General features: G+C 47.3%; 10 protein-coding genes and 1 pseudogene. 9 read left to right on the top strand and 2 right to left on the bottom strand.

Going from position 1 to position 13,656, the window contains the following annotated elements; genetic code table 11:
* Window positions 1–14 precede the first annotated feature (14 nt).
* The 5 genes from BLU97_RS00365 to BLU97_RS00345 all read left to right on the top strand — a co-directional run bounded on the left by BLU97_RS00365 (window position 15) and on the right by BLU97_RS00345 (window position 5,150).
* Complete coding sequence (locus BLU97_RS00365) at window positions 15–893, top strand: FKBP-type peptidyl-prolyl cis-trans isomerase (RefSeq protein ID WP_073047609.1); 879 nt, start codon at window positions 15–17, stop codon at window positions 891–893.
* 2 nt (window positions 894–895) lie between these two features.
* Window positions 896–1,855, top strand: a complete 960-nt coding sequence (locus tag BLU97_RS00360; protein ID WP_074759752.1) for an FKBP-type peptidyl-prolyl cis-trans isomerase — start codon at window positions 896–898, stop codon at window positions 1,853–1,855.
* A 111-nt stretch (window positions 1,856–1,966) separates the two neighbouring features.
* Window positions 1,967–2,446 (top strand): Lrp/AsnC family transcriptional regulator, encoded by a 480-nt coding sequence (locus tag BLU97_RS00355; RefSeq protein WP_013064402.1) that lies wholly within the window; start codon window positions 1,967–1,969, stop codon window positions 2,444–2,446.
* The gene (locus BLU97_RS00350) at window positions 2,443–4,158 is read left to right on the top strand and encodes a membrane dipeptidase (protein WP_074759751.1); all 1,716 of its coding nucleotides are present in this window, start codon (window positions 2,443–2,445) and stop codon (window positions 4,156–4,158) included. The genes BLU97_RS00355 and BLU97_RS00350 overlap by 4 nt, the downstream gene beginning before the upstream one ends.
* A gap of 2 nt (window positions 4,159–4,160) precedes the next feature.
* Window positions 4,161–5,150 (top strand): M28 family peptidase, encoded by a 990-nt coding sequence (locus BLU97_RS00345; protein ID WP_074759750.1) that lies wholly within the window; start codon window positions 4,161–4,163, stop codon window positions 5,148–5,150.
* Window positions 5,151–5,176: 26 nt separating this feature from the next.
* On the opposite strand, the gene BLU97_RS00340 is transcribed toward BLU97_RS00345, so the two are convergent.
* Complete coding sequence (locus BLU97_RS00340; protein WP_074759749.1) at window positions 5,177–6,259, bottom strand: DUF4831 family protein; 1,083 nt, start codon at window positions 6,257–6,259, stop codon at window positions 5,177–5,179.
* A complete protein-coding gene (locus tag BLU97_RS00335) occupies window positions 6,256–7,767 on the bottom strand; it encodes a bifunctional ADP-dependent NAD(P)H-hydrate dehydratase/NAD(P)H-hydrate epimerase (protein ID WP_074759748.1) in 1,512 nt (503 codons plus the stop codon). The genes BLU97_RS00340 and BLU97_RS00335 overlap by 4 nt, the downstream gene beginning before the upstream one ends.
* 91 nt (window positions 7,768–7,858) lie before the next feature.
* Between BLU97_RS00335 and hpt the strand changes: the two genes are divergently transcribed.
* The 4 genes and pseudogenes from hpt (at window position 7,859) to BLU97_RS00315 (ending at window position 13,621) form a co-directional block, all read left to right on the top strand.
* Window positions 7,859–8,395 carry a hypoxanthine phosphoribosyltransferase gene (gene hpt / locus BLU97_RS00330; protein WP_013062998.1) on the top strand — a complete coding sequence of 179 codons (537 nt, stop codon included), beginning with the start codon at window positions 7,859–7,861 and terminating at the stop codon, window positions 8,393–8,395.
* A gap of 30 nt (window positions 8,396–8,425) precedes the next feature.
* Window positions 8,426–8,998 (top strand): adenylate kinase, encoded by a 573-nt coding sequence (locus BLU97_RS00325; RefSeq protein WP_013063890.1) that lies wholly within the window; start codon window positions 8,426–8,428, stop codon window positions 8,996–8,998.
* Window positions 8,999–10,168: a GTPase ObgE gene (gene obgE, locus BLU97_RS00320; protein ID WP_013064968.1), complete on the top strand. Its 1,170-nt coding sequence runs from the start codon at window positions 8,999–9,001 to the stop codon at window positions 10,166–10,168.
* 142 nt (window positions 10,169–10,310) lie between these two features.
* A pseudogene (locus tag BLU97_RS00315) lies at window positions 10,311–13,621 on the top strand (carboxypeptidase regulatory-like domain-containing protein).
* Window positions 13,622–13,656 lie beyond the last annotated feature (35 nt).

The raw sequence follows: 13,656 nt of genomic DNA, 5'->3' as shown, positions 1-13,656 counted from the left end.
AATAACAGAAAGCAATGAAAAAATTATCAATCGTAGCCGTTATGGCTATTGCTGCTGCCGGTTTTACCGCATGTGGCAACTCTACCCCTAAAGCAAGTCTGAAGACAGACGTAGACACTATGAGCTACGCCATCGGTATGGCTCAGACTCAGGGCTTGAAGGAGTATCTCGTAGGAAGTCTGGATGTTGATACCGCTTACATGGCCGAGTTTATCAAGGGTCTGCAGGAGGGTGCTAACGCTGGCGACAACAAGAAGAAGGCCGCTTACTATGCTGGTATCCAGATTGGTCAGCAGATTGCTAACCGTATGATTAAGGGTATCAACCACGAGGTATTCGGTGACGACTCTACAAAGACTATTTCTCTGAAGAACTTCATGGCAGGTTTCATCAGTGGTACAACAGGCAAGAAGGGTCTGATGACTGTTGATTCTGCTCAGCAGGTTGCTCAGCGCATGATTCAGGAAATCAAGGCTAGAGAGATGGCCAAGACTTACGGTCCTAACAAGGAGGCTGGTGAGAAGTTCCTCGCTGCCAACGCTAAGAAGGCTGGTGTAAAAACTCTGCCTAGCGGTGTTCAGTACAAGGTCATCAAGGAGGGTACAGGTGCTATCCCCGCCGATACTTCACTCGTTAAGGTACACTACGAGGGTCGTCTCATCAACGATACTATCTTCGATAGCTCATACAAGCGTGGCGAGCCCACAACATTCCGTGCCAACCAGGTTATCAAGGGTTGGACAGAGGCTCTCACACACATGCCTGCCGGTTCTGTTTGGGAGGTTTACATTCCTCAGGAGCTGGCTTACGGCGAGCGTGCTCAGCGTAACATCGATCCTTTCTCAGCACTGATCTTCAAGATCGAGTTGCTCGAGGTAAATCCTAAGAAGTAACAATGAAGAAGTCATTGATATTTGCACTCGCCCTCGTGGCGGGTGCTTCTTTATCTACAGTAGATGCTGCCAAGAAAAAGAAGGTGGTAGTAAAAGAGGAGGCTCCTGTTGTTGAAACCTTCAAACTCGCTACCAGTTCCGACTCTCTCAGCTATACTGCGGGTATGAGCAGCACAATTGGTTTGGTTAACTTCTTGCTCCAGCAGAAGGTGGACACTGCTTACATGGCCGACTTTGTACGTGGCTTTAACGAGACTGTTTCGAAGAACCTCGATAATCCCCAGGAGAAGGCTTACATGATGGGCGTCACCATTGCACAGCAGTTGGTTGAACGCATGATGCCTGGTGTGGCAAAAGAACTTGAGGGTACTCCCGACTCGTTGGTTTCGGGTGTTTTCTTCAAAGGTTTTGCCGATGCCCTGCTGCAGGATACTACTTTCTTTAAGGTAGATGCTGCCGAGAATATTTTCAGAAATAAAATGGAGGCCAACAAGGCTGAGAAGGAAGAGCGACTCTATGGTGCTAACCGTGAGGCCGGTCGACAGTTCCTGACCGAGAACGCTAAGAAGGATGGTGTGATTACACTGCCTAGCGGACTCCAATACAAGGTGCTTACTCAGGGTACAGGAGCTGTGCCTACCACCAGCGATAAGGTGCAGGTGCATTACGAGGGTCGTCTGATCGACGGTACTGTATTCGATGCCTCAATAAATCATGGCGACGAGCCCACAGAGTTCCGTCCAACAGATGTGATCAAGGGCTGGACCGAGGCACTTACCATGATGCCTGTAGGTTCAAAGTGGCAGGTTTACATCCCCTTTGAACTGGCTTACGGTAGTCGCGATGCCGGTCAAATAAAACCTTACAGCGCGTTGATTTTCGATATTGAGCTTGTTGGAATCGTAGGCGACAAACCTGCGCCAGCAAAGGCCACAAAATCGTCGAAAAAAGCTAAGAAATAAGCAAGTGTGTCACAAAAGTGGCACACTTTTTTAATTTTTTCTTCAAAAAAGTTGCATTGTTCAATTAATTTGCGTAATTTTGCTGACAAAATGTAACTAAAGGGAGAAAAAATGGAAAAAATTGATTTTTTGGACAAAAAGATTCTGAGTATCCTTTCCAAGAATGCACGTATTCCTTTCAAGGATGTTGCTGCAGAATGTAATGTATCGCGAGCTGCTATCCACCAGCGTGTTCAGCACCTGATTGATGCCGAAGTGATTACGGGTAGTGGTTTCGATGTTAATCCTAAGAGTTTAGGTTATTCTACTTGTACCTACGTGGGTATCACCCTTGAAAAGGGATCGATGTATAAAGAGGTGGTAGAGCGTTTGCAGCATATCCCCGAGATTGTAGAATGTCACTTCACTACTGGTCCTTATACGATGATGGTTAAGCTCTATGCTAAGGACAACGAGCAACTGATGGAATTGCTGAATGGCAAGCTGCAGGGGATTCCTGGCGTAGTGGCTACCGAAACATTGATCTCGCTGGAACAGAGTTTGAAACGTGAGATTCCCATCGTGCTCGACGATGAAGACAAAAAGCTATGAGCAGATTTGAACTCCAGTCGCATCTGAATGATGTGTATGCCCACTTCCCAGAAGCTGAGAAGCGTCCTGTGATTGGTATTACTGGTAATTACGAAGATCTGACATGTAAGTTGGGGCGAGGCTATTATCAGTCGGTAGTAGAAGCAGGTGGTGTGCCAGTCGTTATTCCGCCAGTGGCCGATAAGCATGTCATCATTAATACCTTAGAGCATATCGACGCTCTTATCCTGAGTGGTGGAAGTGATATCAATCCCCTTTGGGCAGGCGAAGAGCCTTCGCCCAAGCTGCATGGTATCAACCAGGAGCGCGATCTGCCCGAATTGTTGATTGCCCGCTTGGCCTACAACCGTCAGATTCCGATGCTGGGTATCTGTCGTGGTATCCAGACGCTTGCTACAGCATTTGGCGGCAAGGTGGCGCAGGACATCAGCGATGTGGCAACCATCAAGCATTCGCAGGATGCCGACCGTTCGGAACCTACACATAGCGTGATTATCGACGAAGATTCAAGTTTGTTCGATATTTATAAATCTACCAAGGTGATGGTTAACTCGTTCCATCATCAGGCTGTGGCCGAAGCTGGCGATAAGTTCAGAGTTGTGGCCAAGTCGCCCGATGGTGTCATCGAAGCGATGGAGAGCAGCGAGTTCAAATCGATATTGGGAGTGCAGTGGCATCCCGAGTGTTTGGAAGAGGGCCTGCCCTTGTTCCAGTGGTTGGTTAACGAGGCTAAGAGTTTCCGTGAAGCTCATATCACTCACGATCGCGTTCTCACTCTCGATACCCATTGCGATACGCCTATGTTCTTTCCTCAGGGCATCCACTTCGAGCAGCGAGACCCCAAGATTCTCGTAGATTTGCACAAGATGACCGAAGGTCGTCAGGATGCTACCATTATGGTGGCTTATCTGCCCCAGCCAACCGAGAATCCTACGGCTTTTGCCGATAGCATCTTCGACCAGATTGAGGTGATTGTGGGTCAGAACAGCGATTATGTGCGTATCGCTAACACACCTCGCGACCTCTGGATGAACAAGCATCAGGGCTTGAAGAGCATCATGCTTGGCATCGAGAATGGTATTGCTATCGACGGTAAGCTGGAGAATCTGCAGCATTTTGTGGATCGTGGTATCGTATATATGACGCTCTGCCATAATGGTGATAACGATATTTGCGACTCGGCTTCGAAAACACAGCACACGCATCATGGTGTGAGTGCTTTCGGCGAGCAGGTAATCAAGGAGATGAACCGTTTGGGTGTGCTGGTTGATATGAGTCATGCTGGTGAGGAGAGTTTCTATCAGGCACTCGAAATCAGCAGCAAGCCCATTGTGTGCAGCCATTCGTCGGCACGTGCGCTTTGTGATCATCCTCGTAACCTGACCGACGACCAGATGCGTGCCCTTGCTCAGAAAGGTGGCGTAGCACAGACAACCATCTATCAAGGATTCCTGAAGAAGGATGGCGAGGCAACTATCAACGATGTGATTGCCCATTTAGAGCATGCCATTGATGTGATGGGTATCGACCATGTGGGGCTTGGTACCGACTTTGATGGTGACGGCGGAGTGCGTGGCCTGGCCGATTCGTCGGAACTGATTAATTTTACCCGTAGATTGCTGGCCCGTCGCTTCAGCGAGCACGACATCCAGAAAATTTGGGGTGGTAACTTCCTGCGTGTGATGGAGGAAGTACAAAAAGTTAGATATTAAACATGAATAAGAATATTTTTGCGGTTATATCGCTGGTGCTTTTGGTGGCCAGTTGTGGTAATTTAAAGAAGCAGACTACCGATGAGTCGGCTTCGTTGCAACCTGTTGGTCCTGTGTTCTGTGCCGATAGTGCTTATCAGTACTGTCAGGCTCAGTGCGATTTTGGCCCACGTACCATGAACAGCAAGGCACACGACGATTGCGAAAAGTGGATTATCTCAAAGTTCGAGGCTTTCGGTATGGAAGTAATCGCGCAGAAAGCTGTGCTAAAGGGGTACGATGGTACATCACTCAACAGCACCAATATCATTGCCAGCTATCGTCCTGATCTGACCGACCGTGTTTTGCTGTGTGCCCACTGGGACAGTCGTCCTTGGGCCGATAACGACCCTGACGAGGCCAACTGGAAAACACCCGTGATGGCTGCTAACGATGGTGCATCGGGAGTGGCTGTGATGTTGGAGATAGCCCGTTTGCTTTCTAAGGATACCTTGCAGCTTGGTGTGGATTTTATCTGTTTTGATGCCGAAGACTGGGGCGTGCCTCAGTGGAACGAGGATAATTTCGATAGCGACTCATGGGCACTTGGTGCTCAGTATTGGTCTACCAATCTGCACAAGAAAGGCTATCGTGCCCGCTTTGGTATCCTGCTCGATATGGTAGGTGGTCAGGGCGCGCAGTTCTATAAAGAGACTATGTCTGTTCAGTATGCTAATCATATCGTAGAGAAAGTTTGGCGTGCTGCTCAGGTGGTAGGTTACGGCAGTATGTTCCCCTCGCAGCAGGGTACAGGTGTTACCGACGATCATATCTCGGTAAACACCAAGGCTAAGATTCCAACTATCGATATTATTCCTTATTATCCAAACTGCGAGCAGAGTTCGTTCGGACCTACTTGGCATACCATTAACGATGATATGGAACATATCGACAGAAATACCCTACAGGCAGTAGGGCAGACATTAATTCAGGTACTCTTCTCCGAGAAGTAGTACCTGAATTATTCTTCTTGTAAATCTTATTTCTTAGGTTGCTCGGCTTCCAACTTCTCTACAGTACCTGTCAAGGTGTTGAGAAGCAGGCGTGTGGTGTATTTCTTGTTGAACAACACGCCGCTCAACAACTCTACATTGCCGAACTGGGCTGCTGGAAACTCGCTGCTAACAATCTGATTCTTAGCATCGAAGATGGTTGAGCGCAATTTACCAGGGATGTTTACATAGATGCCCGACTGCAGCGGCTTGGCAGCTTTCTTGGGATCTACGGGCGCAGGTTCGTCAACCGTTTTCAGGTCCTCTATATTAATATAATAAGGTGTACCCGACAAATCGTCGCTGTCAACCACTCCGTAATCGGGTGAAACACGGAACAGTACATCGCGTTTCGTTGGTTTGTCAACCACGTAGGTAAACGTATGTGTGGTGGTGTCGTTCTCGGTGGTTCCGACAAACAGACTGGTGAGCGCCTCGTTCTGGGTGTTCAGCTCCTCCAGCATCAGTTTCAATTGCTCGCCATCCTTAGGCATGAAGTCAGCCTGCCCCTTGGCCAGCATGCTTTTGCTCTCACGTATCTCGTAAATCTCCTGAGCAGTAAGCTCGGCCATCTTGGCGGTGCTACCTGCCGAGAGAATCTCTTCGTTCAAGTACGATTTGGGCGATTTCTTTAAGGGACGAATCTGCTGCGCAGGGGCGGGGGTGCTCTTAGGCTGTTGTTTGGCATCGGTGTTGATGGCCAGCAGGATACCCTCGTCGTTCAGGCGTACGTTGCAGGCCACAGTCTTGGCATCGAATTTCACAGCGTAACACTTCGAAGTGTCGGCCACAGCAAATGCCTCCTGCTTTACCGACAGGATACGATACTTGGTAGATGCGCTGGCAGGCACATCTTTCATACGCAGAAATTTCTCCGAATACCTGCAGAATTCACCTGGGGTATAGGTGCTCTTCTCCACCTGTATGGTAACGCGGATAGCTGTTTTGGGCAGATAATATACGGCGCCCTCGCTGGTAACACCAGGTTTGTACGAACTGATTACGGTTTGTGCCAGCGAACTGGCAGTGCCTAATGTAAAGGCTATCAATAAAGTGCTAAATAATTTCATTCATTAAGTCGTTTAAATGCATAAGGCAAGTTCTGAATCAAATCGCTGGCTATTACGCTTTCCTCGCCCAGTTCGCGAGCTGCAATGTCGCCAGCCAGTCCGTGCAGATACATACCTACAATACATGCGTTTTCTTGATTATAGCCACGAGCCAGCAGTCCAGTGATGATACCTGTTAGCACGTCGCCGCTACCGGCAGTAGCCATACCGGCATTACCAGTAGAGTTAAAGATGATATGACCGTCGGGCAGGCATAACGAGGTGTGATGACCTTTCAGTACGATGTAGGCCTGCAGGCGCTCAGCCAGATCGCGCGCCTTCATCAGACGTTCAAAGCTATCGCCCGAATGACCTTCCAAACGGTCGAATTCCTTGGGGTGGGGGGTCATGATGATACCCTTGGGCAGTTGCTGCAGCCATGCGCGATGACTGGCCAGAATATTAATGGCGTCGGCATCTACCACTGTGGGGCACTGACTGCGGCGTAGCTGTGCAATGATGGCTATTGCCGTTTGCTCGCTGGTTCCCAAGCCAGGACCAATGCCCAGTGCGTTAAAGTCTTCGGTATCAACAGCCTCCGAGAAAGTGGTTTCCTCTCTGTCGAACTGTATAATGGCTTCGGGTACACTTACTTGCAGAATGTTGCAGTTTCGTTTGGGTGTGTGGGTAGTGACCTTTCCTACACCTACGCGCAAACATGCTTTGGTGGCCAGCACCGAAGCACCTGCCATACCGTAGCTGCCGGCAATAATCAGGGCGTTACCCATCTTGCCTTTGTGGGTAAACGGGTCGCGCTTCAGCAGACGTGGTCGCACGTCGTTCTCCTCCAGCAGCGTGTAGTTGGCATCAATCTTCTCTATGCCTTGTTTGCTCAGTCGGATATCCAGCACCTTCAGCTTGCCGATGAATACCTGATTCTCGGGGAACAGGAACGACAGCTTTGGCAACTGCAGTGTCAGCGTCATATCGGCACGGATAATGTTGGCTCTTACATTGTAAGTGTTGTCTTCGGTCATCAGTCCCGATGGCACATCGATACTTACCACCTGAGCGGGCGAGGCGTTGATGTATTTCACGAGCGACGAGAAACCACCGGCCAACGGCTTGTTAAGACCAGAACCGAACAGTCCGTCAACCACCAGCATACCCTCCTCTAACTGCGGAGGCTCAAACTCCTGCGTTACCTCGATCAGTGCTTTCGAGCGTTTCTCAATCAAACGCTTCTTGTTTATCATGCAGTCTTCCGAGAGATGGCCTGATATATTAAAAAGGTAGGCTGTTACTTCGTAGTTCTTGTCAATCAGCATACGGGCAACGGCCAGTGCGTCACCGCCATTATTGCCTGGGCCTGCGAATATGATGACGGGCGTGGTATAACCCCAGCTGTCGGCGATAGCTTGGGTCAGAGCTTTAGCGGCACGCTCCATCAGGTCGACCGACTTAATGGGCTCGTTCTCTATGGTGTATTTGTCCAATTCGTGGACTTGTGCGCTCGTGAATATCTTCATAATGGTGCAAAAATACGAAAAAATTGCTAATGAATGATAGAGTTTGGCAGATTTTTTGTAATTTTGCACAAATTTTTAATTCTTTCAGCGTATGAGTATCGTAAAGATAAAGGACAAGTCGTTCAAGATCTCCATTACGGAGGCTGAGATAAAGGAGCGTGTAAAGGCTGTTGCACAGCAGATTAGTAAGGATATGGAGGGCAAGAATCCTCTGTTGTTAGGTGTGCTGAATGGCGCTTTTATGTTTGCCGCCGATCTGATGCGCGAGATGACCATCCCTTGTGAGATTTCGTTTGTGAAGCTGGCCTCTTATCAGGGTACCACTTCTACTGGTAAAATCAAGGAGGTGTTCGGTATCAACGAAGACTTGACCAACCGTACGGTGATTATTGTAGAGGATATCGTGGAGAGCGGACTCACCATGAAGCAGATGATTGAGTCGTTAGGCACACGTAATCCCGCATCTATTCATATCTGCACCCTTTTCTTCAAGCCCAGCAAGCTGAAGGAGAAGATTAACCCCGAGTATGTAGCCTTCAGTATCCCCGATGACTTTATTCTTGGTTACGGACTTGACTACGATCAGCAGGGCCGCGGACTGAAAGATGTGTACACCATTATCGAGTAAGTAACTTAAATTAAACTAAATATCAGGATAATGAAGAATATCGTTATTTTTGGTGCTCCCGGTTCAGGTAAGGGAACACAGAGTGATAAGATGATTGAGAAGTACGGTTTGAACCACATTTCAACTGGTGATGTACTTCGTGGTGAAATTAAGAATGGTACCGAGCTGGGTAAGACTGCTGCCAGCTATATCGAGAAGGGACAGCTGATCCCCGACGATCTGATGGTAAGCATTCTCGCTTCGGTTTACGATAGCTTCGGACGTGATAGCAAGGGTGTTATCTTCGATGGTTTCCCCCGTACTATCCCACAGGCCGAGGCCCTGAAGAAGATGCTCGACGAGCGTGGCGACAAGGTTGCTGCTATGATCGAACTTGATGTTCCCGAGGACGAACTGATGAAGCGCCTCATTCTGCGTGGTCAGCAGAGCGGCCGTGCCGACGATAATGAGGAGACCATCAAGAAGCGTCTCGTGGTTTACCACTCTCAGACTATGCCACTTATCGAGTGGTACAAGCAGGAGGGTGTTCACTATCACATCGACGGTCTGGGTGAGCTCGACCGAATTTTTGCAGACATTTGCCAGGTTATTGACAATATCTAAATGGAGAGTAATTTCGTAGACTACGTAAAGATTTACTGCCGCTCTGGAAAGGGTGGTAAAGGCAGTATGCACTTGCGCCATGTAAAGTATAACCCTAATGGCGGTCCTGATGGTGGTGATGGTGGAAAAGGCGGAAGCATTATTCTGCGTGGAAACCATAACTACTGGACTTTGCTCCACTTAAAGTACGAGCGCCATATTTTTGCCGAGCACGGTGGAAATGGCGGTCGCGACAAGTGTCATGGTACCGACGGAAAGGATGTTTACATTGATGTGCCTTGTGGCACCGTGGTGTATAATGCCGAAACCGGTAAGTACGTCTGCGATGTTACATACGATGGTCAGGAAGTCATGCTGCTCAAGGGCGGTCGTGGCGGATTGGGTAATTTCCAGTTCCGCACAGCCACCAATCAGGCGCCCCGTTATGCGCAGCCTGGTGAGCCCATGCAGGAGATGACCATTATTCTTGAATTGAAACTTTTAGCTGATGTGGGCTTGGTAGGTTTTCCTAATGCAGGAAAATCTACCTTGGTCTCATCGCTCTCAAATGCTAAGCCCAAGATTGCCAATTACCCCTTTACTACCATGGAGCCCTCGTTGGGTATCGTAGGTTATCGCGACAATAAGTCGTTTGTGATGGCCGATATTCCTGGTATTATCGAAGGTGCCTCTGAAGGTAAGGGCTTGGGACTTAGATTCTTGCGACATATTGAGCGCAACTCGCTCCTGCTGTTCATGGTACCAGGTGATACCGATGATATCAAGCGTGAGTATGAGATTCTGCTCAACGAGCTCCAGCAGTTTAATCCCGAAATGCTCGACAAGCATCGTGTATTGGCCGTTACCAAGTGCGACCTGCTTGATGAGGAGTTGGTTGAGATGCTGAAGGAAACCTTACCTCAGGATCTGCCTGTGGTATTTATTTCGGCCGTAACGGGCTATGGTCTCGACGAACTCAAGGATGTGCTTTGGAACGAACTGAATGCCGAAAGCAACAAACTTAACGTTATCACTTCAGAGGATTCGCTGGTACATCGCGACAAGGATATGAGCCGTTTTGCTCAGGAGCTTGCCGACGAGGGCGAGGACGAGGATATCGAGTACATCGACGAGGATGATATCGAAGATATCGAGGACTTTGAATACGAGGACTTCGACGACGAGGCATAACGTTACGCAACAAATTTTATTAATTTTAAAAAAAGTAGCCGATTTATAACATTAAATCGGAAAATTTTTCATACCTTTGCACCGAAATTTAAACAATCCGGAATTTTTCCGCTCATTTAATTAATTAAAACAGTTCTAGTTTATGCAGAAAAGATTGCTCTTTCTGGTTTCATTGATGTTAACTTTCTCGTTAACATTGATGGCACAAATCACAACTTCAAGTATGGCTGGAAAGGTGACCCTCGACAATGCTAATGGCGAGGAAGTCATCGGTGCTACAGTTGTGGCTGTACACGAGCCTTCTGGTACTCGTTACACAGCAGTGACAAATACCACAGGTCGTTTCTCGATCAATGGTATGCGTACTGGTGGTCCTTACAATGTGACCATTTCTTACATTGGTTTCCAGCCTAAAACTGTCAAGGGTATTACCCTCCAGCTGGCTGAAACTTACAACCTCAATGTATTCCTGTCAGAGGATGCTACTGAGCTTGCAGAGGTTATCGTAAGTGGTAAGGCTTCTAAGTTCGCCGCTGAAAAGACGGGTGCTGCTACTAACATCAACAGTCAGCAGATTGCCAACCTGCCAACCGTTAGCCGTTCTATCACAGACGTAACTCGTCTGTCTCCTTATGGAGGTAATGGCATGAGTTTCGCTGGTGCAGATGGTCGTACCGCTAACTTCACCGTTGATGGAGCTAACTTCAACAACAACTTTGGTTTGTCTGAAAGTCTTCCTGGTGGTGGTAACCCAATCTCTATCGATGCTATCGAGGAGCTTCAGGTTGTTATCTCTCCTTACGATGTTCGCCAGACCAACTTCATCGGTGGTGGTGTAAACGCTATTACCAAGTCGGGTACCAACAACTTCAAGGGTAGTGCATACATTTATCACAAGAATGAGAATCTCCGTGGTGATGCTATCGATCGTGAGCAGATTACTGGCGCTCGTGCTAAAGATCAGCAGACTACTTATGGATTCTCTCTGGGTGGTCCTATCCTTAAGGATAAGTTATTCTTCTTTGTAAATGCTGAAATGATTAAGACTCCAACCATTGCAAACCGTTGGAGAGCTTCAGAAGATGGTGAGCCCGATGCAGATAACTATGTTTCTCGTACAACACTTTCTGACCTTGAGGCAGCTTCTACATTTGTAAAGAATAAGTATGGTTATGATACTGGTTCTTGGACCAGTTTTCCTGCTGATGAGAGCAACTATAAGGTGCTGGCTCGATTGGACTGGAATATCAACGATAAGCATCATTTGGCTTTGCGTTACAATTACACCAAGAATAATCGCTGGAGTTCTCCTAACGCATCTTCTATGGATGGTGGTACTCGTTCTGCATATAGCCGTATGTCAGAGTTCTCTATGTCTTTTGCAAACTCGATGTACTCAATGAAGAACCTCGTTCACTCTTGGTCACTCGATTTGAATAGCCGTCTTACTGATAATATCTCTAACCAGTTGTTGGCTACAATCTCTAAACTCGATGATATCCGTGGTACTAATTCTTCAGAGTTCCCATTCATTGATATTCTGGATGGATCGGATAACAATGCTAACTATATGGCATTGGGTTATGAGTTGTTTACATGGAACAATGCTGTTCACAATACCATTTGGAACATTAAGGATGACGTAACCTTCTATATGGGTGCGCATAAGATTACTGCAGGTTTGAACTATGAGCATCAGATGGCTGATAACCAGTATATGCGTAATGGAACAGGTTATTATCGTTATAAGTCTTTGGACGACTTCTTCCAGGGCGCTACTCCTGAGGTTGTTTGACTTATGGTTATGATGGTGAGACAACTCCTGCTGCTCGTGTTCAGTTCAATAAGGCTGGTATCTATGCTCAGGACGAGTGGAATATTAACGACAAGCTTAAGCTTACTTATGGTTTGCGTGTTGATGGCTTGTTCTTCAACAACAGCGACCTGATGACTAATGCTGCGATCTACAATCTTGATTACAATGGCCGTCATATTGATACTGGTAAGTGGCCTAAGAACAGCATTACCTTCTCTCCACGTCTCGGTTTCACTTACGACGTATTCGGCGATAAGAGTCTGAAGGTTCGTGGTGGTACTGGTCTCTTCTCTGGTCGTCTGCCTTTGGTATTCTTTACCAACATGCCTACCAACGGTGGTCTGGTGCAGTATCAGGCACAACTTGGTCCTTCTATTAAGTATGATAAGTTGCCTGACGCAGTTAAGGCTAACTATGCTGATATGCCATCTGTAATGAGCCAGTTCGCTGGTGGTCTCGTAACAGATGCTAATGGCCATGCTACAACTCAGGCTCTTTTGGACAAGCTTGTTTCTATGGGATTCCCAAGTACAGTTTCTCCTGAAAGTGGTACTGTTCCTTCTTCAATTTCTGCAGTTGATCCAAGCTTCAAGATGCCACAGGTATGGAAGACTTCTTTGGCCGTTGACTATCAGCTTCCTGTAAGCTTCCCATTCACAGCTACTGTTGAGGGTATATATAATAAGACTATCAATGGAGTTTGTATCTCAGATTGGAGCATTATGCCTGTTGAGGGGTTTGCTCGTTGGAATGGTGCAGACAACCGTCCTATCTATCCTTCTGATTTCCGCACTGGTACCAAGGCATTTGTTCTTGAGAACACTTCACGTGGTTATGGTTGGAGTGCAAACGTAACTCTCAATGCTCAGCCTGCTGATTGGGTTAGCTTGATGGCTGCTTATACTCACACAGTATCTAAGGAGGTTACCGGCATGCCAGGTTCTGCAGCTGAGTCTGCATTTACTTACGTTCCTACTTCTGAGGGTCCGAACAATATCCGTTTGCACAACTCTCAGTATGTTACTCCAGATCGTTTCGTTGCTTCTGCAACTCTGCACGATAAGAGCGGCAACCACTATAGCCTGATTTATGAGACGTGGCGCGGTGGTTATAACTACTCATATATGATTGCCAACGATATGAATGGAGATGGTTATGCATACGATGCTCTTTACATTCCTACAGATGAGGAAGTTCAGAAGAATCTGTTCCGTTTCGCTTCTGAAGATGACAAGACTCGTTTCATGGACTATGTACATGGCGACAGCTATCTGAAGAATCATCAGGGTGAGTATGCAGAGGGTTATAGTGTATATTCTCCTTGGGTACACCGTGTTGACCTGGCTTACAAGCACGACTTTAAGTTGAATGTAGGTAAGACTAAGCATACTCTCCAGCTGAGCATGGATATCAAGAATGTATTGAACCTCTTCAACTCTTCATGGGGTGTTAGCAAGTACATGAACACTTCTTTGAACGAGGGTCGTATCCTGCGTTATGAGAATACTGACGCTGATGGTTATGCTGTATTCTCTACTCCAAAGGCAGTAAATGGAAATACCCAGACTTGGGTTCCTAACCACTCTATTGGCCAGTGCTGGTATGCATCTATCGGTATTAAATATATGTTTAATTAATTAAAGGCGATATAATTATGAAATTTAGATATATC

Source organism: Xylanibacter ruminicola (assembly GCF_900107775.1).
GTDB classification, from domain to species: Bacteria; Bacteroidota; Bacteroidia; order Bacteroidales; family Bacteroidaceae; genus Prevotella; species Prevotella ruminicola_C.
This window is presented reverse-complemented; position numbering and strand designations above follow the sequence as displayed.